At 60.2% G+C, this 22,669-nt stretch carries 19 protein-coding genes; 12 read left to right on the forward strand and 7 right to left on the reverse strand.

Features of this window, described 5'->3' with window-relative positions:
* Nucleotides 1–48: 48 nt before the first annotated feature.
* From ACIQWO_RS16595 to ACIQWO_RS16605, 3 genes are all read right to left on the reverse strand, one after another.
* Nucleotides 49–1,479, reverse strand: a complete 1,431-nt coding sequence (locus tag ACIQWO_RS16595; protein ID WP_402826143.1) for an NAD(P)/FAD-dependent oxidoreductase — start codon at nucleotides 1,477–1,479, stop codon at nucleotides 49–51.
* Between the two features lie 178 nt (nucleotides 1,480–1,657).
* On the reverse strand, nucleotides 1,658–1,918 hold the full coding sequence (locus ACIQWO_RS16600) for a helix-turn-helix domain-containing protein (protein ID WP_402826863.1): 261 nt from the start codon (nucleotides 1,916–1,918) through the stop codon (nucleotides 1,658–1,660).
* Between the two features lie 161 nt (nucleotides 1,919–2,079).
* Nucleotides 2,080–2,481: a type II toxin-antitoxin system RelE/ParE family toxin gene (locus tag ACIQWO_RS16605; protein ID WP_402826146.1), complete on the reverse strand. Its 402-nt coding sequence runs from the start codon at nucleotides 2,479–2,481 to the stop codon at nucleotides 2,080–2,082.
* Nucleotides 2,482–2,723: 242 nt separating this feature from the next.
* Here ACIQWO_RS16605 and ACIQWO_RS16610 point away from each other — a divergent pair, with 242 nt between their 5' ends.
* The 12 genes from ACIQWO_RS16610 (at nucleotide 2,724) to ACIQWO_RS16665 (ending at nucleotide 18,029) form a co-directional block, all read left to right on the forward strand.
* A complete protein-coding gene (locus ACIQWO_RS16610; protein WP_039395941.1) occupies nucleotides 2,724–2,924 on the forward strand; it encodes a DUF3311 domain-containing protein in 201 nt (66 codons plus the stop codon).
* Nucleotides 2,925–3,099: 175 nt separating this feature from the next.
* Nucleotides 3,100–4,518, forward strand: a complete 1,419-nt coding sequence (locus ACIQWO_RS16615) for a sodium:solute symporter (protein WP_402826151.1) — start codon at nucleotides 3,100–3,102, stop codon at nucleotides 4,516–4,518.
* Between the two features lie 2 nt (nucleotides 4,519–4,520).
* The gene (locus ACIQWO_RS16620) at nucleotides 4,521–6,188 is read left to right on the forward strand and encodes an amidohydrolase (RefSeq protein WP_402826154.1); all 1,668 of its coding nucleotides are present in this window, start codon (nucleotides 4,521–4,523) and stop codon (nucleotides 6,186–6,188) included.
* Entirely contained in the window at nucleotides 6,185–7,177 is a 993-nt protein-coding gene (locus tag ACIQWO_RS16625; RefSeq protein WP_402826157.1) for a CobW family GTP-binding protein, read from the forward strand. The genes ACIQWO_RS16620 and ACIQWO_RS16625 overlap by 4 nt, the downstream gene beginning before the upstream one ends.
* Nucleotides 7,178–7,271: 94 nt before the next feature.
* Nucleotides 7,272–8,417, forward strand: a complete 1,146-nt coding sequence (locus ACIQWO_RS16630; protein WP_402826160.1) for a hypothetical protein — start codon at nucleotides 7,272–7,274, stop codon at nucleotides 8,415–8,417.
* Between the two features lie 118 nt (nucleotides 8,418–8,535).
* Nucleotides 8,536–9,684: a hypothetical protein gene (locus tag ACIQWO_RS16635; RefSeq protein ID WP_402826164.1), complete on the forward strand. Its 1,149-nt coding sequence runs from the start codon at nucleotides 8,536–8,538 to the stop codon at nucleotides 9,682–9,684.
* Nucleotides 9,685–9,810: 126 nt separating this feature from the next.
* Complete coding sequence (locus tag ACIQWO_RS16640; protein ID WP_402826167.1) at nucleotides 9,811–11,097, forward strand: hypothetical protein; 1,287 nt, start codon at nucleotides 9,811–9,813, stop codon at nucleotides 11,095–11,097.
* 267 nt (nucleotides 11,098–11,364) lie between these two features.
* Complete coding sequence (locus ACIQWO_RS16645) at nucleotides 11,365–12,510, forward strand: hypothetical protein (RefSeq protein ID WP_402826170.1); 1,146 nt, start codon at nucleotides 11,365–11,367, stop codon at nucleotides 12,508–12,510.
* A gap of 305 nt (nucleotides 12,511–12,815) precedes the next feature.
* The gene (locus ACIQWO_RS16650; protein ID WP_402826173.1) at nucleotides 12,816–14,045 is read left to right on the forward strand and encodes a hypothetical protein; all 1,230 of its coding nucleotides are present in this window, start codon (nucleotides 12,816–12,818) and stop codon (nucleotides 14,043–14,045) included.
* Nucleotides 14,046–14,139: 94 nt separating this feature from the next.
* Nucleotides 14,140–15,381, forward strand: coding sequence for a hypothetical protein (locus ACIQWO_RS16655; RefSeq protein WP_402826176.1), 1,242 nt, complete (start codon nucleotides 14,140–14,142; stop codon nucleotides 15,379–15,381).
* A gap of 45 nt (nucleotides 15,382–15,426) precedes the next feature.
* On the forward strand, nucleotides 15,427–16,806 hold the full coding sequence (locus ACIQWO_RS16660) for a hypothetical protein (protein ID WP_402826179.1): 1,380 nt from the start codon (nucleotides 15,427–15,429) through the stop codon (nucleotides 16,804–16,806).
* Nucleotides 16,807–16,943: 137 nt separating this feature from the next.
* Entirely contained in the window at nucleotides 16,944–18,029 is a 1,086-nt protein-coding gene (locus ACIQWO_RS16665) for a hypothetical protein (RefSeq protein ID WP_402826182.1), read from the forward strand.
* Nucleotides 18,030–18,112: 83 nt separating this feature from the next.
* On the opposite strand, the gene ACIQWO_RS16670 is transcribed toward ACIQWO_RS16665, so the two are convergent.
* From ACIQWO_RS16670 to tauA, 4 genes are all read right to left on the reverse strand, one after another.
* Nucleotides 18,113–19,516 carry an amino acid permease gene (locus ACIQWO_RS16670; protein ID WP_402826185.1) on the reverse strand — a complete coding sequence of 468 codons (1,404 nt, stop codon included), beginning with the start codon at nucleotides 19,514–19,516 and terminating at the stop codon, nucleotides 18,113–18,115.
* Between the two features lie 199 nt (nucleotides 19,517–19,715).
* Complete coding sequence (locus ACIQWO_RS16675; RefSeq protein ID WP_150665603.1) at nucleotides 19,716–20,531, reverse strand: ABC transporter permease subunit; 816 nt, start codon at nucleotides 20,529–20,531, stop codon at nucleotides 19,716–19,718.
* Nucleotides 20,532–20,685: 154 nt separating this feature from the next.
* Nucleotides 20,686–21,504, reverse strand: a complete 819-nt coding sequence (locus ACIQWO_RS16680) for a taurine ABC transporter ATP-binding protein (protein WP_150665506.1) — start codon at nucleotides 21,502–21,504, stop codon at nucleotides 20,686–20,688.
* Between the two features lie 82 nt (nucleotides 21,505–21,586).
* Nucleotides 21,587–22,645 carry a taurine ABC transporter substrate-binding protein gene (gene tauA / locus ACIQWO_RS16685; RefSeq protein ID WP_322881420.1) on the reverse strand — a complete coding sequence of 353 codons (1,059 nt, stop codon included), beginning with the start codon at nucleotides 22,643–22,645 and terminating at the stop codon, nucleotides 21,587–21,589.
* Nucleotides 22,646–22,669: the final 24 nt, after the last annotated feature.

The following is a 22,669-nucleotide window of genomic DNA, read 5'->3' on the forward strand; positions in this document are numbered from 1 at the left end:
CAAATTCCAAAATTCGAGAGGTAGGCGATATCGGCGGGATCGGTGAGTTCAGCGGGCTTCGTCCTGCGCGTGATATCGCTGATAGAGAAAGCGCTGGCCGATGCGGCGGAATGGCGCGAAGCCTTGCCATTGCACCGTGCCGAACACGTTCGGGTATTGCAGCGCGGAGTCGTAGATCGGCAGATTCCACGACGGGTCGCGCTGCCCGGCAATGCGTTGGGCGAGGCGGCGTCCGGCGTGTGCGGAGAACGACACGCCATTGCCGCCGTAGCCCACGGCATAGAAGAGGTTCTGACGCGGATCGGGTTGCGTGACACGCGGCATCATGTCGTGACTCACATCCACCCAGCCCCACCACGAGTAGTCGATCTGAATACCCTTGAGTGCGGGAAATTTGCGGTGCAGGCCTTCGACCAGCACGGCCATATGTTTCGGATTCTGCGCATCGGCGCCGGTGATCGAGCTTCGGCTACCGATCTGCAACCGGTTATCGGGCAGCAGACGGTAGTAATAGCGCAGCGTGCGCGTGTCGGTGATGACCTCGTGCGTGCGGAAGTTCGTTGCGGCGATCTCGTCCGGCGTGAGCACGCGTGTGACGAGCGAGTTCGACAGGATCGGCATGATCTTCGAGCGCAGCGCCTTCGTGACGTCGTTACGCGTGTAGCCGCCGGTGGCGAAGGCGACGGCCTTGGCGCGCACGACACCGCGCGGTGTGCGCACGTGATGCACGCCGTTGATCGTCTCTACGCCCAGTACCGGTGTCGAAGGATGCACGCGCGCGCCGAGTGCGCGCGCCATGCGCAGATAACCGAAGGCGAGTTTGAGCGGGTGCACACCGATACCGTCGGGTTCGTGCAGTGCGCCGCAGTTTTCCTGATCGTCGACGTATTGTTCGCGGACGTCGTCGCGCGAGAGGATGCGTGTGTCGTAGCCGAAGACGTCGCGCATGACTTTGGCTTCGTTGCGCAGGAAGTCCATCTTGCGATCGCGGTGGGCGATGTAGAGATGACCACCCGGTTGCGGGTCGCACTCGGGCACTTCGGCGATGAGCGACTTGAACGTGTTGAAGCCTTCGCGGATTTCTGCGTCCAGACGCAGCGCGGTGTCCTTGCCCCAGCGATCGATCCATTGCGAGCGATAGAGACGTCCGCTGGCATTTTGGCCCTGACCGCCGTTACGGCTGGTGCAACCCCAGCACGTTTGATTCGCTTCGAGCACCGTGGCCCGAATGCCGTGTTCGCGAGCGAGGAACAGGGCGGTGGACAGGCCGGTGAACCCGGCGCCGACGATGACCACGTCGACATCGGCATCGCCTGAGAGCGGTCCGTCGTCTTCCGGCGGCTCGCCTGCGGTGGCAACCCAATAGGTCGGCGCGTAGTCCATGCCCAACCCAGGGGTGGACGAGACGAGCGGATCGTAAAGCGGATCGTATGGCGCTGCGGAGCGACGATCCAGCGCGAAGGATTCAATCGTACCCACGTTTGGCTCCTGAAGAGAATGAGCCAATACTGCCAAGAACAATTTCGTGGGATTAGTACCACCGGAGACTTGTGATGGTGCCAGCGCATCGCCGCACCGCTACGGCTTGGACTTCGTCAGGGAAGTCCCTGACTGGCCCCACATTTTTCGTGGGCGTGGCGCCAGCGTAGTGGTGTGATTACGCCAGCACCGCCAGTCCGTGCTTTTCGATGACTTGAAGCAGTTTTGCCGCCGCGCCGCTGGGCTTCTTCGTGCCCGCCTCCCACTTTTGAACTGTCGACGCACTGGTATTGAGATATGCCGCGAGGACGCCCTGACTCACATGAACGCTCTTGCGAATTTTGATGATCGTGGTCTTTGTGTACTTGGGAACGGCGGGAACGCACAATTCGTCATATTCACGCATCGTCCGTTTGCTGATGCCGCCAGCGGCGTGCATGTCTTTTGCAATCTCGTGGATCGCCGTCAGCGCATCGGATTCATCGACGGAAGACCGGTTTCGTACTCTCGCAACGCGTGCTCGGGGCGAGGCATCAGTCGTCTTGACGGCGGCCTTCCGACTTGGCTTGGCCGCAGTTTTGGATACCACCACTGGTTTGGTCATTTTCCGCAAATCTCCACTAACTCACCCGTCTGCAACATGGCCTCAAATGCCTTTTTCGGCAAACCTTTGAAGTCTTTAGCCAGCTTCTTGAAGCCCTTCAGCGCTTTCGGTCCGACGTTCTTTTCATCTTGCTTATCGAACAGATATGCAAAGATGATCCACACCTCTTCTTGCTCGACGAGGAGCGCTCGAAAATCTCCATTGCGCAGTCGCGCCTTGACGACGCCAGCGCCCAGCGCGTTACCGCAAACGCCTTCGTTGGCCCACCTCATCGCAACACGGTACAACTCGTCGTTGGATATTTCGGCAGCCCGAGCATCGCTCGAAAACCTTCGGGTCTTAAAGACCCGCACTCTCCCCTGACAGCTTTCGCCCACTCCCTTCCTTGCTAACGGCATATGGCTTTCATGCGTGCATTATGGCCGAAAAATGTAGCACTAAGTGCTATAAATTGTAAGCTGGCACCAAACTGCGGACATATGGGGCGCGCCGTGCATCGTGCCTCTCTGGCACCAAACTTTTCTGGCATGTGGCTCTAAACGGCGCGATTTTTGGCTGGGGATACTGAATCCGACAAAAGGTCCGCGCCGCGCGACCGTAACGGCACATCGCAACGTGCCGTGCGCAATGGAGATGGGACATGCTCAGATTGTTGATTGGCCTTGGGTTGCCGTATCTCGGGGTTGTAGGACTGCTGCCCTGGGCAGCTTCCGTCGAGCGCTACGTGCTCGGCGTGCCGTTTATCTATGGCTGGATCTTCCTGTGGTTCGTGCTCACGTCCGTCTGCCTGTGGCTGTGCTGGACGCTCTTCGACCGACATATCGTCGAAGACCCCGCGTGACGTGATGCGCGGCGAGCGACACCAAGCGCGCGTCCAACGTCCTTCCTTAGCAACTTCGCCTCAGGCGCGCTTTTGCGCGCATTGAATCGGTGCTGCGCTCACCCGAGCCAGCGCCCACGGCACCCCGATCCCGCGTACGTGCCGAATTACGTTCCGAATTCCGGAGATTGCGTCGATGGCAACCCTCATCTTTGCCGGCTTCATTCTGTTGTCGGTCTATCTCGCATTGCGCGCGCGCGGCGGACGCGGCCCGCAGAGCATGCACGACTTCTTCGTCGCGTCGCGTCAGTTCGGCGCATGGCTCGTATTCTTCCTCGCCGCCGGTGAGATCTACAGCATCGGTACGATGGTCGGCTTCCCCGGCGGCATCTACGCCAAGGGGCCGACCTATGGCGTGTGGTTCCTCGGCTACATTCTGCTGGCCTATCCCGTCGGCTACTTCCTAGGCCCGAAGATCTGGGACGCCGGTAAGCGCTACAACGCGATTACGCTGCCCGACCTATTCAAAGGCCACTTCCAGAATCGCTTTCTCGAATTAGTGGTCGCGATCACGGCTATCGTCTTCCTGCTGCCTTGGGGGCAATTGCAGTTCACCGGGCTGGTGGCGGCGCTCAAGGGACTGGGATGGAATTTCCAGCCGCTGTGGCTCATTAGTTTTTCGGCCATGCTCGCCTTCGTCTACATCGCGATTGCCGGGGTACGGGCGTCCGCCTACATCGCGGTGCTCAAAGACGTGCTGATGGTCGCCGCTATCGTGATCACCGGTGTCGCGGTGGCGTGGGAGTCCGGCGTGACGCCCGTGTTTCAGGCCGCGAGCCAGCACGTGAGCAATACGATGAGCACACAGCAACTCACCTTCGCGATGACGACCATCGTGTTCCAGTCGCTCGGCATGTACGTGATGCCCTTTGGCGTGCAGAACTTCTTCACCGCGAAGAGCGCGTCCACGATCCGGCGCACGCAGGTCGCCATGCCGCTGTACATGCTGATGTACCCATTCCTGGTGCTGGCGTCGTACTACGCGATCAGCCAGAACATCCAGCTCGCCTCGCCCAACGAAGCGTTTTTCGCAGCGGTGACGCAATTGCTGCCGTCGTGGCTCGTCGGCCTTGTGGCGGCAGGCGCGGCGCTCTCGGGATTGCTCGTGCTCGCAGGCATCTGTCTCGCGCTCGGCCCCATCGTCACGCGCAACATCCTCTCGGGCATGCCGGAGCATCGCCAGAAGGCCAGCTCGAAGGTGGTGATCGTGCTGTATCTCCTGGGTTCCATCGTGCTGACCTTGCTCACGCCTAACCTCATGCTCACGCTCATCAACATGGCGTATTACGGCGTGACACAGTTCCTGCCGGGCGTGATTGCCGTGGTGTTCCGCATGCGCGTGCGCGCCACTGCCGTCGCCGCCGGTGTGCTGGCAGGGCAGGGACTCGCGCTCGTGCTCTACTACAAGAATCCGGACCTCGGCGGGGTCAACCTCGGGCTCATCTGCCTGGTCGTCAACGTCGTGGTGATGTCGGTGCTCCACCTGCTCCTCGGCGGTAGCCGTGCACGTTCGACGGACGTCGGTGTCGGGACGCTTTCCCCCTATAAGAAGTAACGATGACAGAAAGAGACAACACCTCAGCCAGCCGCGACGATATTCGCGTATACGTCGCCCGCAAGATCGTGACGATGAATCCGGCGCAGCCTATGGCCACCCACGTCGCTGTGTGCGACGGCCGGATTCTCGCCGTCGGCGGCGCCGACGATATGCGCCGATGGACGGATGCTGCGCCCATCGACACGCTGCGCGACAAAGTGCTGATGCCCGGTCTGGTCGAGGGGCATTGCCACCTGATGGAGGGCGCGATGTGGGACGCGGTCTATGTCGGCTACTACGACCGGCGCGGCCCGGACGGGCATCTGTGGGAAGGATTGAAGACGCCGTCCGACGTACTGGCTCGCCTGCGCGACGCCGAGCAACGCATGACGGACGATCACAAGCCGTTGCTCGCCTGGGGTTACGATCCGATCTTCTTCGAAGGCGCGCCACTGGTCGCGCGCGATATCGATGCGGTGTCGATGACGCGCCCCATCGCGATCCTGCATGCCAGCGTCCATTTGATGAACGTGAACACACCGATGCTCGAACTCGCGGGCATCGATGGCGACGCGGACGTCGAAGGCATCGTCCTCGGTGAAGACGGCGAACCGACCGGCGAGTTGCAGGAGTTCGCTGCGATGTTTCCGGTGTATCGGGTCATCGGCGAGGGGCTGTCGATTGCCGCCAGCGAGAGTCCGCGCGCGATCTGGAATTTCGGACGTGTCGCGCAACTCGCGGGCGTGACCACCGCGACCGATCTCGTCAACGATCTGACGCCGACCGGCAACGCGAATCTCCATGAGGCAACGGCCGATGCGAAGTATCCGATTCGCATCGTGCCCGCCTTCGCACCGCAACGTTGTCCCGAGGGTGGGCCGCAACGCGTGCTCGATGCGCGCGAAGGCAACACGGACAAGCTGCATTACGGACCGGTGAAGTTCATCGTCGACGGTTCGATTCAAGGGTTCACGGCGCGTTTGCGCTGGCCGGGCTATCACAACGGCAAGCCCAACGGACTGTGGCTGATCGCACCGTCGCAACTGGTCGAGACGTTCCTGCCGTTCCACGCGGCCGGACTGCAAATGCACATTCATACGAATGGCGACGAAGCCACGGAAGTGGTGCTCGACGCCATCGAGAAGCTGCTCGAAGTGCATCCGCGCACCGACCATCGTCACACGTTGCAGCACTGCCAGATGGCCGACGTTGCACAACTCACGCGCGCGCAGCGCCTCGGCATGTGCGTGAATTTCTTCGCGAATCACGTCTACTACTGGGGCGACGCGCACTACATGCAGACGATGGGGCCGGATCGCGCCAATCGCATGGATGCGGCCGAGATCGCGCGTCAGATCGGCTTGCCGTTTGCGTTGCACTCCGACGCGCCGATCACGCAACTCAATCCACTGTTCACCGCATGGTGCGCTATCAAGCGTGAGACTTCGTCGGGCCGTGTCCTCGGCGAGTCGTTGCGCTTGCCGGTCGACGATGCGTTGCGTGCCGTCACGTTGGGCGCCGCGTTTTCGTTGGGGATGGATCACCTGATCGGCAGCATCGAAGTGGGCAAGTACGCGGACTTTGCGGTGCTGGAGGCGGATCCCCACGAGGTGCCCATCGACGATTTGCGTCAGATGCCTGTGTGGGGCACCGTCCTTGGCGGGGATATCTTCCGCGCGCCGCGATGACGACCGTCCAGACGCCCGACGCGCAAGTACAGGCCGACGTCGCACGGCAACCGGTGCCGATGATCGTTCTCGGTGGCTATCTGGGCGCGGGAAAGACGACCCTCGTCAACGCGTTACTGCGCAATGCGGATGGCTTGCGCGTGACGGTGCTGGTGAACGACTTCGGCTCGGTCAACGTCGATGCATCGCTCATCCGGGAGCGTAGCGACGACGTGATCGGATTGGAAAACGGTTGCGTATGCTGCACCATCGGCGGACGCCTTGTGGAGACGCTCATCGCCATCGGCGAGCGGGCGCAGCGTCCCGATCTGCTGGTGATCGAAGCGAGCGGGGTGTCCGATCCCATGCGCATCGCGCAGGTGGGGCTGTTGGACAAGGCGTTTCGATTACACGGCATTGTGGTCGCGGTTGACGCGTGCGGCATCGAGGAAACGCTCGCCGACCGCTACGTCGGTGACATCGCGCACAAGCAGATCATGGCGGCGAGCACGCTTGTCATGACGAAGGCGGATCTCGTCACGCCCGAGGCGTTGCAGGGGGTGCGCCAACGGCTGACCGAACTCGGTGCGACGCAGATCGTCGTGACGGCGGATAGCGGTGTGGTGCCACCGGCGATTCTGTTTCCCGATGAAGCGCTTGCACTGCCCAGTTTGCTAAGTCCGAGGCCGCTGCGCGCACCGGGTCACGCGTTGCCGAGCGGTCTGCGAAGCTTCGTCTGGAAGATGGACGGCGCGTTGGATCGCAATCGCCTGCGGGCGGCACTGTTGATGTTTCGGGGCAAGCTTTTGCGAGCAAAAGGGTTCGTCGTGTCCTCGACCGGGGGCATGAGCGAGATGCATGCCGTGGGGTCACGGGTGACATTCAGGGCGCGCCCGGAGCTGCCTGTGCAGCCCTCGTCGATGGTTTTCATCGGCGTGTTGTCGAACGAAGAGATATCGAAATTCAAAGATGCATTGCAGGCGACTCGTCTGGAACCGTTGCCCTGCTAAAAGACGGACGGCGCCGCTACGGCGAAAAGTGAAAGGTGACATCGTGCGTTCGGACGCAGACTGATTGTTTTCATACTCGGTCTATCCGACATCCATGATTTCGACCTCATCCATCACCGGCGGCAACTTCCCCGTACAGCGCTACCCGGAATCCAATCTCAGTGAGCGACGGATGGCGTTGCTCGACGACTTCAACGGCCGTCTGGAAGGGGAGCATTGGCCCGATGACGTCGAGTTTCGGGTCTTCCTGGCGCGGTTCGCGAATCTTGGGCCGATCGATACCCTACGTAATTGCTTTACCGGCGGGGACAAGGCAGACATTCTGATCTGGGCCGGGCAATGTCACGTGTCGTCATATGGCGCCGGACGGGATTTTCTGGTGCGAGATCAAATGTTGGGTCCTGCCATTGATGCCTCCCAAAAATTGTTGGGCGCGTTGCAGTTCGAGGCCCGGGACGACATGCTGCGGCGCGCGTGGATCGGCCCTCGTTTTCAGATCGTCTTGTTGTTTCCCGAACTTGCGCTGAATCTTCCTCTGGGGCGTTCGTGCTTCGGCGCCGAGCCGGGGGCGCTGTCGTACGACGAGGCCAGAACACTGCTCCTGGGTCGCGATGGGGAGACGCCATCGCTTCTGGAGCAATTCTCCCGTGAGATGGACCAAACCCGTACGCCGTATTCCGACATTGACGTCTGGGCGGCATGGTATGCCTGCATCGAGCGCTGCATCGGCGGCAAACCGATCAGAGAATTCAGCGCAGATCCCGCCGAATTGAGAACACTCGGATTGGCCTTGCGAGCGTTGGGAAGCAGGGTATCCGGATGTTCGTACACCAGCGACCTTCCGCTTTTCCGCATTCTTGTCGACAGCCAGGACGCATTCAGTCACGCGAAGGATGGGAAGAACGTCGGATTAGGATGGCTCGACATTGCGAGTTACCATCTGCAAGCGGGAGATGCAAAGCGCGCGAGCAACGCTTACCAGCATGCCGGGGGAATGTTCGTACAGGTGGCTGAGCGATTGATGGCGCAGAGGCAGTCGGCCGAAGGGAACGAATGCATCGCGCTGGCACATGACGCCTATACGAAGGCGGAGTTCCATCGCGCGAATGCGGCCGTGAACAGTGGCGCTTCCGTCGCGACCGTCGCGCAGGTGCACGCCGCCCCGACCGAACCGTTAAATGTCTCGGAAGCCAGTAGCGATACCGCAGGCAACCGTCCAGGATCTCACTCGCCTTCATGACGGATTCGCCGCGCCGAGGATGGGAATGCGACGATCCCCTACGCGGCGAATACTGAAAGAGAACGCCTGACGCTCCGGCGCAGACTGGTGGCTCCAAGCCCCCTGAGAGACGACGTTCATGCAAGAAATCTCTATCGCCCCCTGCCCAAACTTTCCGGTCCCGAACTATCCGAACCAAAGTCTCAGTGACAGCCGAATCGATCAGTTGACGGACTTCACTTGTCAGTTCGATGGCGGCGGCTCCCCCTCGGACAGTGCCATCGACGATTTCATGAGCCACTTTGCGCACATGGGACTGCGGGATATGGTGCTTGGCTGCCTGTCCGACGCAGAGAAGAAGCGAATATTGTGTCGTGCGGCGCGTTGTCACGTAGCGACGTTTGGCGCAGGCCGCGATTTCCTTGAGCGCCGGAAGTTGCTCCACCACGTCGACCGGGATGCGACGGACTTGTTCGGAGCGCTTCCCGCACCGATCAAAGAGGCGATGCTCGCTAGCGCACGTGTCGGTGATCACGGGCAGATCGTCTTTACGTTCCCGGACATCGGGTTACGCGTTCCCCTCGGACGCACCTTGTTAGGTACCGGACAGGGCGCATTGACGATGGACGAAGTCAGGCAACTGCTGACGTATCAGGACGGGCAACTGGAATCGCTGCTGGCGCAATTCTCCGCCGAGCTCGGGCGTGTCGATGCGAAATACCCGGACAACGAGGCGTGCCATGTCTGGAACGACTTGATTGAGCGATGCATCGACGCCAAGCCGATCGAACAGTTCGGCAATGACCCGACGACGCTGGACGCATTGGCATTCGCACTGAGGGCACTTGCAGGCCGGGTATCGGAGCGCGCGCTTCATCACGAATTTTCGATGCCACGCATGCTCGCCCATAGTGCGACGGCGTATTTTCACGCCGACGATCCCGAATCCTGTGCGAAGTGCTTGACTGAAATGGCGGATTTCCACCAGCGAAGACGCGATTTTCGCAACGCGGCATGGGCACACAAGATTGCGGCAAGTGTCCTTGCCGGTGCCGCGCTAGACCGCTGGAACGTCGGGCGATATGCCGAGGCAGACAAGTGTCGAGGATTGGCATACATCGCCTATGTGGCCGAAAGGGCGTTAGCGACCGCCGCCGGTGCGGGGACGGCTACCATACCTCCTGCGCAGGAAGGATCCCCGCCGCCTCTCATACTTGGAGAAAATATCTCTGACTCCGAATTTGAAAAGTTGTGGGCCGCGCGTAAGCCTCGTAATCAGCCAATGTAATCGAGCGTTCCGCCGTCACCAACGCGGATAGGAAATCGATGATCGCGAGCGCGGTGAAATCTGAAAGAGAAGGCCCGGTGCGCCGACGCAGACTGGTGGCTCTGAGACTTCAACGAGACGACCTGTATGCTAAATATTTCCGCAACGCATGGTCATAACCTCACGGTATCGTCCGCTCCGGACCAAAGTCATCGCGATAGCGCCATCGATCGACTGGAAGAGTTCACTCGTCGGTTTAAGGATGACAACTGTCCTGCGGACCAGGTGATCGACGACTTCATGCGGAACTTCAATTCCACTGAGCTGTTGGGCCCTGTACTTCGCGGCCTGCTCGAAGAAAAAAAAGAGGCGGTCCTGCGTGCCGCAGCGCGTTGCCACGTGGCCTCGTTTGGTCGAGGTCGAGAATTTCTTGCAAAACACAACCAGCTTCATCTCGCTGACGAGGATTCCGCAGCGCTGTTTGGCGCGTTGCCCGCTGAGTCCAGAGCGGCGATGATTGCCGACGCACGGGTTGGTGATCGCGGGCAGATTGTCTTCCCCCTCCTGGATATCGGCTTGTGCATACCTCTCGGACGCACCTCGCTCGGGACCGGGGACGGTGCATTGACGATGCATGAGATACGGCAATTGCTCATGGATCATGAGGGGCAATGTCACTGGCTGTTGGAAATATTCGCCGCCAGGCTTGCGGGTCTTGGCCCACATGCCCCGGATACCGAGACGTGTCATGTCTGGAGTGATCTGGTAGATCAATTCATCGATCGCAAACCGATTGCCGAATTCAGTAAAGAGCGGAGGGTTCTGGAAGCTCTGGCGTCTACCTTAGCGAAGCTGACCGACCGTATTGACACACGGGGGCGCAGCCAGGAGTTTCCAATGGTTCGGATGCTCACCCGTTGCGCCGAAGCGTATTTTCTTGTCGAGGATCATCAGAGCTGCGGCAGCACCCTATTAGAGCTCGCGGCTACTCATGTGCGCAACTTAGAACGCGACGCGGCTGTAAATGCCACCAGGCTTGCGGCAAGCGTGTTCGCGAGAAATGCGCTCGTACGTTGGGAAGGCGGTCGATATACCGAAGCCGAAGTCAGCGAGCACATGGCAGTGGGCGCGTACCTAGCGGAAGCCGCCGTCCGCCAGGAAGTGGCAGTGAACGCGTTCCTGAGGGTAGCCCTGGGACGAGGTGTCAGCGGCATGCCTCCAGGGCCAACATCTGCAGCGGACGATGAAATCGTGCCGCTTCCTGAGCTTGTCGAGCACATCAGCCAATCTGATTTTAAGGTCGGGTGGGCCGGTCGACGGGCAAAGACCGTGGACATGGACTCGCAACTTATGTTCGACCTAAGTACGCTGGCAATCGTCAACAGACTCGGGAAACTGAGGGGCCAACAGTTTGGCTCTGGCTCGTTGAACTAGGCGAGCTGCGCCTCAGGGTGACACGTTGCGCAAGAGGGGCGTGCGCAGACCGAATCCAATACGCGTCTCTGGAGACTCCATGACAATCCCATCGAACTCGTTGGCCAGCGGACCGAATCTGCCGATAGCGCCGCTTCCCGGTCATCATTTCAGCGGCCGCCAACGCGGATAGGAAATCGATGATCGCGAGCGCGGTGAAATCTGAAAGAGAGCGCTCGGTGTGCCAGCGCAGACTGGTGGCTCTGAGACTTCAACGAGGCGACCTGTATGCCAATTGTTCCTGAACATAACCTCACGGTTCCGGCCGCTCCGCACCAAGGTCTTTTCGATAGCGCCATCGATCAACTGAAAGACTTCACCGCTCGGCTCGACGGTGGCAAATGTCCTGCGGACCAGGTGATCGAGGACTTCATACGAAACTTCGATTCCAGGGAACTATTGGGCCCCGTGCTTCGCGGCCAGTCAGACGAAAAAACGGAGAAAGTCTCGCGCGCCGTAGCGCGCTGCCACGTGGCTTCGTTTGGCCAGGGCCGTGATTTTCTTGCGAAACGTAACGAGTTTCATCTCGTCGACCAGGATTCTGCAACGGTGTTTGGCGCGTTGCCCGCAGAGCTTAGAGCGGCGATGTTTGCCGACGCACGCATTGGTGATCGCGGGCAGATTGTCATTCCCTTCCCGGATACCTGGTTGTGTATTCCTCTCGGACGCACCTCGCTAGGGACCGGGGAGGGCGCATTGACGACGCATGAGATACAGAAACTGCTCACTGACCTGACGGGGCGATTTCACTCCCGGTTGGAAATATTCTCCGCCAAGCTTGTGCAATTCGACGGACAGACCCCGGATACCGAGACGTGTCATGTCTGGAGTGATCTGATAGATCGATGCATCGATCGCAAACCGATTGCGGAATTCAGTGAAGAGGAGGCGGTGCTGAAAGCACTGGCATCTACCCTAATGGCGCTGACGGACCGAATTTCCGAACGGGGGTGCGGCGAGGAATTTCCGTTGGTTCGGATGCTCACCCATTGCGCCGAAGCGTATTTTCTTGCCGGGGATCATATGGCCTGTGGCAGAGCGCTAACAAAGCTCGCGATTTTTCATACGCGCAAATTCGATCGTGACGCGGCCGTCGAGGTGACCGCGCTTGCGGCAAGTGTGCTCGCCAGAAATGCGCTCAAATGTTGGGAGGACAGTCGACTTGCCGCCGCCCGGAATAGCCGTGCAAGGGCATTGGAGGCTTACGCGGAGGAACCCAAGTTACTGGGTTTAAGCGGGGCGTCCTCGGCTCCGGTATCTGGGATGGCCGATGTAATCGTGCCACTGCCCACGCTTGTCGAGCACATCAGCGAGTCTGATTTTGAGGCCGCGTGGGCAAATCGATGGGCAACGACCGAGGAAATGCCTTCGTAAACCGCTTTGGCCCCAAGAACTTCGCGAATCATGGGAGGACTAGAAAAATCGAGGACCCAACAGTCTGGACCAGGCACATCGAACTAAGCGAACTGCGCCTCGGGGTAAAACGTTGTGCAAGAGGGAGCGTCAATTCCGGCATGTCGCCCTGTCTTCCGCGTCGAAGTTCCGACTTCCCGATAGTGTTTCCACCTGCCTCAACGCGGATAGGAAATCGATGATCGCGAGCGCGGTGAAATCTGAAAGAGAAGGCCCGGTGCGCCGGCGCAGACTGGTGTCCCTGAGACTTCGACGAGACAACCTGTATGCAAAATGTTTCTGAAACGCCTGGTCATAACCTCACGGCTCCGGCCGCACCGCACGAAAGTCTTCGCGATTGCGCCATCGGTCGACTGAAAGACTTCACTCGTCGGTTCGACGATGGCAACTGTCCCACGGACCAGGTGATCGAGGACTTCATACGAAACTTCGATTCCACGGCACTGTTGGGCTCCGTGCTTCGCGGCCAGTCGGATGAAAAAAACGAGAAAATCTCGCGCGCCCTAGCGCGCTCCCACGTGGCTTCGTTTGGCCAGGGCCGCGATTTTCTTGCGAAACGTAACGAGTTTCATCTCGTCGACCAGGATTCCACAACGCTGCTTGGCGCGTTGCCAGCAGAGCTTAGAGCGGCGATGTTTGCCGACGCATACATTGGTGATCGCGGGCAGATTGTCGTTTCCTTCCCGGATATCGGGTTATGCATCCCGCTTGGACGCGCCTCGCTAGGGACCGGGGAGGGCGCATTGACGACACATGAGATACAGAAACTGCTCACGGACCCGGAGGAGCGACTTCACTGTCTGTTGGATCTATTCTCCTCCAAGCTTGTGCATTTTGACGCAGAGACCCCGGATACCGAGACGTGTCGTCTCTGGAGTGATCTGATAAATCGATGCATTGATCGTAAACCGATTGCGGAATTCAGTGACGAGAAGGCGGTGCTGAAAGCACTGGCGTCTATCCTATTGGCGCTGACGGACCGAATTTTCGGACGGGGGTGCGGCGAGGAATATCCATTGGTTCGAATGCTCACCAATAGCGCGGAAGCGTATTTTCTTGCCGGGGATCACAAGTCCTGTGCCCCCGCCCTATTAAGGCTCGCGGCTTTACATACGCGCAAATTCGATCGTGACGCGGCCGTCGAGGTGACCGCGCTTGCGGCAAGTGTGCTCGCCAGAAATGCGCTCAAATTGTGGGAGAACGGTCGACATGCCGACGCCGTCTGTATCCGTGAGGCGGCATTGAGCGCTTACACGGGAGAAGTCGTGTTACGGGGTATCTCCAGCGTGCCTACGGTGCCGATATCCGGGGGAGTCGATGAAATCGTGCCACTTCCCAAGGTTGTCGAGCATATCAGCCGGTCTGATTTTGAAGCCGCGTGGGCCGATCAACAGGCAAAGACCGAGGAAACGCTTTCGGAAATTGAGTCGACCGTAAGAACGCTGGAGATCATGAGAAGATTCGCGAAATTGATGGCCCGAAGGTCGAACCCGTAGCAGTCAGATATCCCAGGGCGAGTACGGCGATACTTGAAAGTGAGTCGGGAAGGGCGCGCGCAGACTGAATCTAATACGCGTCTCAGGAGACTCCATGACAATCCCATCGAATTCGCTGACCAACGGACCGAATCTGCCGATCACGTCGCTTCCCGATCATCATTTCAGCGAGCGACGACTGGGCGTGCTGAGTCGGTTCAATAGCGAGATCGCCGAGAATGCTCGGCCACCCGACTCGGTGTTTCTCGCTTTCCTGAACGGATTCAAGCACATGGGACCGGTCGATATCATCCGTGACTGCTTTTCGAGCGGTGGAAAGAAGTCCGAAGTCCTCTCCAGGCTGGCGCATTGTCATGTCGCGACATCGAGCGCAGGTCGCGATTTTCTGGCCTGTAGGGAGATGCTCCGACAGGTGAATCAGGACGCATGGGAGCTGTTGCGCGGGCTGACACCTGCCGCGAGACAGGCGATGCTCGAAGGCGCCAAGTTGGGCGCGCGTGACCTGATCGTCTTGACCTTCCCGGACTACGAATTGCGCATGCCGCTGGAGAGCGACTGCTTCGGTGACGGCGATGGTGCGCTCTCGGAAGCCGAATCCATGCAATTGATGACGAATTGCGACGACACTCACCGAACGCTGATCTGCAATTTCGCAAGGGAGCAGAAGCGATCGCATGCAGGGTATTACGACTCGGGTGTTCTGCGTGCCTGGAGTTCCTTTCTTGAGCGCTGTCGCGGTCAAAAGCCAATCGAATCGATTGGCGACCGAGATACGCTTGAGGCGTTGGCGCTAGCCTATCGGGCCGTCGCACGAGGCGCTGCTACCCAGCCAAACCACGCCGGTATACCGGTGGTCTCGGCCTTGCGCGTCAGCGCCCAACTGTTCGATGCCGCCAATAAACCCAAGGCGAGCGGACTTGTCTGGCGAGACATTGCCAAGCACCACCATGAGGCGGGCGAAACGACGTCGAAAATCGATGCCCTCGACCGGGCTGGAGCCAAACTATCTCTCGCGTCCGATTTGTTTCTCCAGCTAACGCAAGAGGAAAAGGCCAGAGAATGTCTTGAAATAGCCTTCGACGCCTACCGAGAATCCGGCAACGCGGCACAAACGAGTCGCACGGGAATGAGGTTGCACGAGCGTCGGGTTCGCAGCAATTTGCGATCGCAAGCGGGTGCTGTCGCGGCCATTGTCGCGAATACGGAGCGTCGTATGGGAGACGTCGCGGAAGCCCGTCGATGGAAAGCGCTGGCAACGCAAGGGCTGTCGGTGAACGACGGCATGCCCGCCGCTGCGAGTTCAACGCCGCCATCCGAATCCGAAATCGCGACTTAGTCGCCGCAAGTGTAGCGATAGCCGACGTTCCAGGAAGCAGGTGAAGTGAAACCAACCTTCCGTCAAATCTACGAGGCCGACATGCCACCAGTACCTCCCGTTTCCGGCGCGAATCCGCTGTTGTGCACGCCCCCTGAACTCCACCTCACCGATCGTCGACTGGATGTCCTCAAGCGGTTCAACGAGCAGATCGGCGCGACGACGACCCCGGCGGATCGGATATTCGAGGTCTTTTTGAGCGGGTTCACGCGTACAGGGCGTCTGGGCATATTGAGTGGCAGTTGCCTCGGTGATTCTGAGAAAGCGCAGATGCTGCACCGGGCCGCCCGGTGTCATATCGCGGCCTCCAGGGGCGGTGCCAGGTTCTTGCACGCCCGGCAGCAGCTCGACAGTGTCGATCACGACGCATTGACGCTGTTGTCTGAATTTGACTTCGATCGCCGCGCGGAACTGCTGGGAAGCGCGGTGCTGAATGTCGACGCTCGGATTGTGGTTGCGTTGCCCGGTAGCGAACTACGTATGCCATTGGGCGCGAGTTGCTTCGAGACGCTTAGCGGTGCGCTGAGTGTTGCCGAGGCGGGCGAACTGGTGCTGCGTCGCGATGACGAGGGCCGAACGTTGTTGAGCCGCTTCGTCGGCGGGCACGCTCTGCGCGAGATGGGCACCGACGGGCTGGATGTCGCACTCACTTGGGCGACGCTGCTACGTCAGGCGACAGACGGCGTCATATCCGGCGGGTTCAAGGTGACGTCGCCCGACATCAACGATATCGGAAGTGCCTACCGCGCGCTGGGCGAATGGGTGTCGAAGCACAAGGGTCATCGGGTGTCGCGGCCGATGCCTCTGTTGGTTTCCAGTGCTGCGTCGTTCGGCGTTCGTGACGTGTCTGCGAACGAGGCGTTTGTGTGGCGGGATCTTGCCGTCCATCTTGCTTTGACGGGGGACGAGGCAGGTGCCAGGACCGCAAATCAGGAAGCCAGCGGCCAGTTCCTCGAGCTGTTCTGCAAGCGGGCCGCACGAAACGAGAAACTGTATCTCCGTCAACTTCTGCAACTCGGATTTGAGTCGGCAAAAGCGGCAGGAAACAATGCGTTGACGGCGTACGCAGGGCAGAGACTCTTTGTGATCGACTGGATGATCGGGGACGTTCCGGAGGCGCGTTCCGTCAGCGCTGAGTTGGCGAAAATATTGGACGAATCCGGCGATCAGAATAGCGCGACGCACTGGCGGAATCGGGCCGACAGGCTAGTAGCGCCACTAGATCTTCTAGAACATGGCGGCGCCAACGATACCCCTATTAGCGCGTACGAATCCATGACGAGTCTGCCGGATCTGCGGAAGTTGAGATTGGTGGAGGAGAATCCGGCGGTCGTTGGCGACACCGGAGGTGGATCCGAAGCCGCTCGAAAACGCGGCGATAAATGAAAGTGAGCGGTCGGGCGAAGAGGGCAGACTGATGTCAGTTCGTCTCTTTCATGTGAAAAGTCATGCCCCCCATTTGTCCGAATGCTTGCTGGTTTCCTGTGCTGAACTATCCGAATCTTCACCTCAGCGAACGTCGCGTGAAGACGCTGGACGATTTCAATCGGCAATTTCTCGCCGGTCCACCGGCGTCGGACAGCGTGTTCGACGAATTTCTCGCGAACTTCACGCACATGGGCGTGATAGATCGCCTCTGCAGTTGGCTGTCGGTCAGTCGAAAGTCGGAGATATTGAATAGCGTGGCGCTGGGGCATATCGCCTCGACGGAAGCGGGGCGTGACTATCTGAATAGCAAAGACAAGGATGCGATCAACCGTGCGGAAGAGGGGGCTGCGGATGTCCTGAGGTTGCTCATGCACGATGATCGTAAAAGGATGCTTGCAAAGGCCGAGATCGGGCAGCGCGGGCAAATCTATTTGAAGTTCCTCGACATGGACCTTTGCCTTCCGCTTGGGCATAAGTGCTTCGAGAATACGCACGGGCTACTCACGCACGAGGAAATCGAACAATGGCTTTCGGTTGAGACGGAAGGGGCTGCGTCGGGCCTCGCGCAGTTCGCCGAGCGCTTCTACGGCGAGCACGTTTTGCAACTGGATCGGGATGCGTGTCTGGCGTGGAACGCCGCCATCGAGCGATGGGTAGGCGAACGGCGAATCGCGGAACTTGGCGTATCCGGGGCGGTGATCGAGGCGTTGGGATCGTCGTTGCGTGCGCTGGGGCGTCGCGTCCCCGAGTTTGATGACGCCACGGGTTTCTCACAGCACGACATTCTGTCAAAGAGCGCCGAAGCGTTTCATTATGTCGGCGACCGTTGGGCGTATGGGTTGGGGCTGATGGAAATCGGGGCGCTGCATCTACACACCGGCAATGCGAAAGACGGTGTCAGCGCCTATCGTCGTGCGGCAAATGAGTTGGGGCGCGAGGCGCTCGACCTGAAGAGAGTTCGAAGCGACAGTGATGCGGATGAGTGCCGGAAGGACGCATTAGCTTGCTTTGCGAAACTCGGAGATAGCGGGGTACCTCACGCTTCGACATCGACGTCCGGGCACAACGAAGATAGCGATCCGAGACCGCCGGGAAGGGATGACGGTTGGCTCGGGCGCGCCGAGTTCGACTGGTTGTGGGCGAAGGCGAGTAAAGGGGTTGCGTCGAGACAAACGTTTTGACGGAAGTCTCAATCCGTTTCTCGCCGGGGAATCCAATCCGGAAGCAGACGACGGGTTGTCCCCGTCGTCTCATCCAACTTAATTTAGAGATCGAACTCCGGATCCGGCGAGCGAAGCTTGCGCCAGATCGAACGCACGGTGAACGCAACCAGTAGCACCGTCAGACTCACGACGCCCAGCGCCAGCGGGGTGCGTTGATCGGGAATGAAAGCCATCGCACCGACGATAGACAACATCCCGATAATCGCCACCCACGTGAGGTATGGAAAGCCCCACATGCGAATCTTCAACTTGCCCGGCGACTCGCGTTCCAGCCGCTTGCGCAGTTTCAGTTGCGAGAAAGCGATGAGCACGTACACGAAGATCGCCACGGTGCCGTACGAGTTCACGAGGAACGCGAACACGGTATCCGGCGAGACGTACGACATCACCACAGCCGCGTAGCCGAACAGTGTGCCGATGAGAATCGCCCGCACTGGCACGCCACGCGAATTCAGCTTGGCCAGCGAGCGCGGCGCATCGCCACGACGCGTCAGCGCAAAGAGCATGCGCGACGAGGCATACAGTCCCGAGTTCAGTGCGGAGAGCACCGCCGTCAGCACCACGGCGTTCATGATGTGCGCGGCCGCCGGAATGCGCATCGCTTCGAGCGCGCTCACGTACGGCGTTGCCATGCCAGCCGAATTCCAGGGAACAAGCATCACGACCAGCAGAATCGAACCGATGTAGAAGAACAGCACGCGACCGATGACCGAGTTCGTTGCGCGTGCCACAGCCTGCTGCGGCTCGGCGGCTTCGGCAGCGGCAATCGTTACGATCTCGGCACCGAAGTAGAACCCTGTCGCCGCCACCGCCCCAGACATCACAGGACCGATGCCGTTCGGCATAAAGCCGCCATGCGAGAGCAGGTGCCCGGTGCTGGCCACCGCGCCCGGCCACATGCCGAACACGAACAGACCACCGAGGAACAGGAACACCACAATCGCCGCGACCTTGATCGACGCAAACCAGAATTCGAATTCGCCGTATGACGCGACCGACACCAGATTCGTCAGCGTGAGCACCACGAGCAGCACGAGGCTGATGGCCCAGGCGGGAATGTCCGGCAACCAGAACTGGATCAGGTTCGCACCGGCCACCGCTTCGACCGCGACCACGATCACCCAGAAGTACCAATACATCCAACCCGTCAGAAAACCGGCCAGCTCACCGCCGACCGGCTTGTCGTTCCAAGCCAGCCGCGCGTATTCGTAGAACGAACCGACCGCAGGCATGGCGCAAGCCATCTCGCCGAGCATGCGCATGACCAGTACCACCAGCGCGCCGGTGATGAGAAACGATAGCACCGCTGCGGGGCCTGCCGCATGCACGACCACACCGCTACCGACGAACAGACCGGCACCGATCACGCCGCCCAGCGCGATCATGCTCATGTGACGTTGTTTGAGGCTCGATTGCAAATGCGTTCCGGCATCACGATTGGCCATGACGACCTCCTGTGAGCGGGTGCGCGAAGCGGGGAATCACTGCGAGGACTGCAACGAGGGGGGGAACTGCCGATGAATGTCTCAACTGCCACACAACCTCCTTAACACCTTGTCTGACGTCAGGTGCGGCGCGGTAGGTACTGGGGGGCGCGCCGCCCTGCGTCTTTTTGTGATGACCAACGAAACCGCTTCTGCCTTGTCAGACCTTGCCTTTCCAGGGCACGAGTACGCGCTCGAGATAGCGCATGATGAGATCGAACCCGAAGGCGAAGAAGCCAATCACGATGATCCCCATGATCACGATGTCCGACGCGAGGAATTCCGCCGCGTTGAGCACCATGAAACCAAGACCGCTCGATGCCGCCACCATTTCGGCGGCCACCAGCGTGGTCCAGCCCACACCGATACCGATGCGCATGCCGGTGAAGATTTCCGGCAGCGCCGATTTCACGATCACGTGCATCACGATCTGGCGCGGTGACGCACCCATCGAGTACGCCGCGTGAATCTGCTCCATCGAGACGGAGCGAACGCCCGCCCGTGCTGCAATCGCCAGCGGGGCGAAGATGGCCAGATAGATCAGGAACACTTTCGAGAACTCGCCGATGCCGAACCAGATGATCACGAGCGGCAGATAGGCCAGCGGCGGCAGCGGACGATAGAACTCGATGGGCGGGTCGAATACGCCGCGTCCGATGCGCGAGACGCCCATCAGAATGCCGACGGGAATCGCTGTCACACAGGCCAGCGCAAACGCGCCGAACACGCGATACAGACTGGCGAGCGTGTGTTGCCACAGCGTCGAACCTGCAAAGCCTTCGGTCGACACCTGAATGAATTTCTCGACGATGGCGCGCGGTCCCGGCAGGAACAGCGGCTTGATCATTCCCGACGAGGTGATCGCGACCCAGATCGCCAGCAGCACGAACACGGTAACGACGCTGATCGCCAGGCTCGGCCCTTGACCGGGTGCGCCAAACGATTCACCGGCCTTTACGGGGCGCGGGGCGAACATTCTGGCGAAGAACCCTTTGCGGCGCGGTGCGCGCGGCGCGTTCAGGGGAGAGGACGGACGCTGCATACCGCTGCCGCTGTTGGCGGACGGTGCCTGCGGGGTAGTGACGGGTTTGGTCATCATGATGGCTCGTCTCCGGCTTCGATCAGGCACATCAGGCCGCGACCGCACCGGCAGACGCAGTCTGCCCGGCACGCTCGTCACCGTAGATGATGCTGAGCACCGTCTCGCGCATGGCGATGAAATCGGGGCTCGACTTGATGGCGCGCGCATCGCGGTTTTCGAGATAGCGCTTGTTGAAGTCGAGTTCGTAGGTGTGGGTGATACGACCGGGACGCGGTGACATCACGATCAGGCGGCTGGCAAGAAACAACGCTTCTTCCACGCTGTGCGTGATGAAGAAGATCATCTTCTGCGTCTCGCGCCAGACATCGAGCAAGAGTTCCTGAATGGTCTCGCGAGTGAGCGCGTCGAGCGCAGCCATCGGTTCGTCCATCAGCAGCATCGACGGGTTGCAGGTCAGCGCACGCGCAATCCCCACACGCTGCTGCATGCCACCCGAGAGCTGATAGATCATGTGATTGTGGAAGTCCTGCAAGCCGACGAGCGCGAGATTGCGTGCGGCACGGGCGCGTCGTTCCGTCTTGGGAATGCCTTGCAGCTTCAGACCGAATTCGGTGTTTTCCATCACGCTGAGCCACGGCAGCAGCGCGTGCTTCTGGAAGACGACGCCACGGTCGGCGCCGGGGCCTTCGATGGGGGCGTCGCCGAGCAGCAATTCACCGGACGTGGGGGCGATGAAGCCAGCCATCAGACTGAGCAGCGTGGTCTTGCCGCAACCCGAAGCGCCGAGCGCCACAACAAAATCGCCGGGTGCGATGGTCAGATCGACGTGGGCGAGCGCCTGCACCTGCTCGCCGGGACGCCGGCCGGGATATACGACGCTGACGTCGTTGACGATGAGTTGTTCCATGAAGCCCTTCTCCAGCCGATCCAGCGATTGGGGAGGGGATGGCGCGCCGCACAACCGGCCGGCGCGTCGGCCCCGGTGCGGCTTACTTCAATTTGAGCGCGGCGTCGACATAACGCGACGTGACGAACGGCGTGTAGTCCGCCTTGACGGCGTTGATCTTCTGCTGACCCTTCAGGAAGTCGGCGGTGTCCTTCAGTGCCTTGGCTGCGCGGCTGTCCTTGCCACCACCCAGCCATTCCGCCGACGCTTGTTGCTCGGCCGACGGATAGGCGTAGAGCGACAGTGCGCCCGGCACATCTTCCGGCTTGCCGCCGATCATCTTGACGATGGATTTCACCTGCGGGGAGCCCGCCGTCCAGGCCGCCTGATTCTGACGGTAGGCCGCATCGGCGCTAGCGATCACCTTCACGAACTTCGCCATGAAATCGGCGTTCGCTTCACCCCACTTGCGGTCGACGGCGATGCCATCGAACGTCGGCTTGCCCTGCTTCGACAGTTCGCCCGACGTGATCAGCACATGACCGCTTTGCTTGATCTGCGCGAGGGCCGGATCCCATACGTAAGCCGCATCGATGTCGCCGCGCTCCCATGCGGCCACGATCTGGTTCGGCTGCATGTTTAGCACCTGCACTTCGGTCGGCTTGATGCCCCATTGCTGCAGTGCAAACATCGTGTGGTAGTGCGTGGTCGAGACGAACGGCACACCGATCTTCTTGCCCTTGAGGTCGGCCGGGGTCTTGATGTTCGACGCATTGCGCACGACCATCGCCTCGGCCTGGTTGATGTCGTCCAGGATCCAGAACAGTTGCAGGTCGAGCCCCTGCGAGACGGCCGCCGCCATCGGGCTGGAGCCAAGCACGCCGATCTTGATGTCGCCCGAGGCGAGCGCCGTGGCGACCTTGGCCCCCGATTCGAACTGACGCCAGTGGATCTTGTAACCCGTCGCCTTCTCGAACTCGCCGCTCGAAATGGCGACCAGCCACGGATCGACGATCTGCTGGTACGCGATCGTCACCTCTTTCTCCTGCGCCTGCGCCGTAGCGGGCGCCGTCAATCCGAGCATCAGGGTTGCGGGCAAGGCCGCAGCCGCCAGTGCCGTCGCTGCGAACACCCGTCGCAGCCGGTTCGGAAGTCCAGTCATGGTTCACCTCAGTTCGAAAGGTTT

Origin of the sequence: Pandoraea sp. NPDC090278 (assembly GCF_044772185.1) — a bacterium.
Lineage (GTDB): Bacteria > Pseudomonadota > Gammaproteobacteria > Burkholderiales > Burkholderiaceae > Pandoraea.

Bases quoted from the DNA above. Each gene is read 5' to 3' on its own strand.
- ACIQWO_RS16600 (WP_402826863.1), bottom strand. From the start codon at position 1,918: ATGCACGCCGCTGGCGGCATCAGCAAACGGACGATGCGTGAATATGAC.
- ACIQWO_RS16605 (WP_402826146.1), bottom strand. From the start codon at position 2,481: ATGCCGTTAGCAAGGAAGGGAGTGGGCGAAAGCTGTCAGGGGAGAGTG.
- ACIQWO_RS16610 (WP_039395941.1), top strand. From the start codon at position 2,724: ATGCTCAGATTGTTGATTGGCCTTGGGTTGCCGTATCTCGGGGTTGTA.
- ACIQWO_RS16615 (WP_402826151.1), top strand. From the start codon at position 3,100: ATGGCAACCCTCATCTTTGCCGGCTTCATTCTGTTGTCGGTCTATCTC.
- ACIQWO_RS16620 (WP_402826154.1), top strand. From the start codon at position 4,521: ATGACAGAAAGAGACAACACCTCAGCCAGCCGCGACGATATTCGCGTA.
- ACIQWO_RS16625 (WP_402826157.1), top strand. From the start codon at position 6,185: ATGACGACCGTCCAGACGCCCGACGCGCAAGTACAGGCCGACGTCGCA.
- ACIQWO_RS16630 (WP_402826160.1), top strand. From the start codon at position 7,272: ATGATTTCGACCTCATCCATCACCGGCGGCAACTTCCCCGTACAGCGC.
- ACIQWO_RS16635 (WP_402826164.1), top strand. From the start codon at position 8,536: ATGCAAGAAATCTCTATCGCCCCCTGCCCAAACTTTCCGGTCCCGAAC.
- ACIQWO_RS16640 (WP_402826167.1), top strand. From the start codon at position 9,811: ATGCTAAATATTTCCGCAACGCATGGTCATAACCTCACGGTATCGTCC.
- ACIQWO_RS16645 (WP_402826170.1), top strand. From the start codon at position 11,365: ATGCCAATTGTTCCTGAACATAACCTCACGGTTCCGGCCGCTCCGCAC.
- ACIQWO_RS16650 (WP_402826173.1), top strand. From the start codon at position 12,816: ATGCAAAATGTTTCTGAAACGCCTGGTCATAACCTCACGGCTCCGGCC.
- ACIQWO_RS16655 (WP_402826176.1), top strand. From the start codon at position 14,140: ATGACAATCCCATCGAATTCGCTGACCAACGGACCGAATCTGCCGATC.
- ACIQWO_RS16670 (WP_402826185.1), bottom strand. From the start codon at position 19,516: ATGGCCAATCGTGATGCCGGAACGCATTTGCAATCGAGCCTCAAACAA.
- ACIQWO_RS16675 (WP_150665603.1), bottom strand. From the start codon at position 20,531: ATGTTCGCCCCGCGCCCCGTAAAGGCCGGTGAATCGTTTGGCGCACCC.
- ACIQWO_RS16680 (WP_150665506.1), bottom strand. From the start codon at position 21,504: ATGGAACAACTCATCGTCAACGACGTCAGCGTCGTATATCCCGGCCGG.
- tauA (WP_322881420.1), bottom strand. From the start codon at position 22,645: ATGACTGGACTTCCGAACCGGCTGCGACGGGTGTTCGCAGCGACGGCA.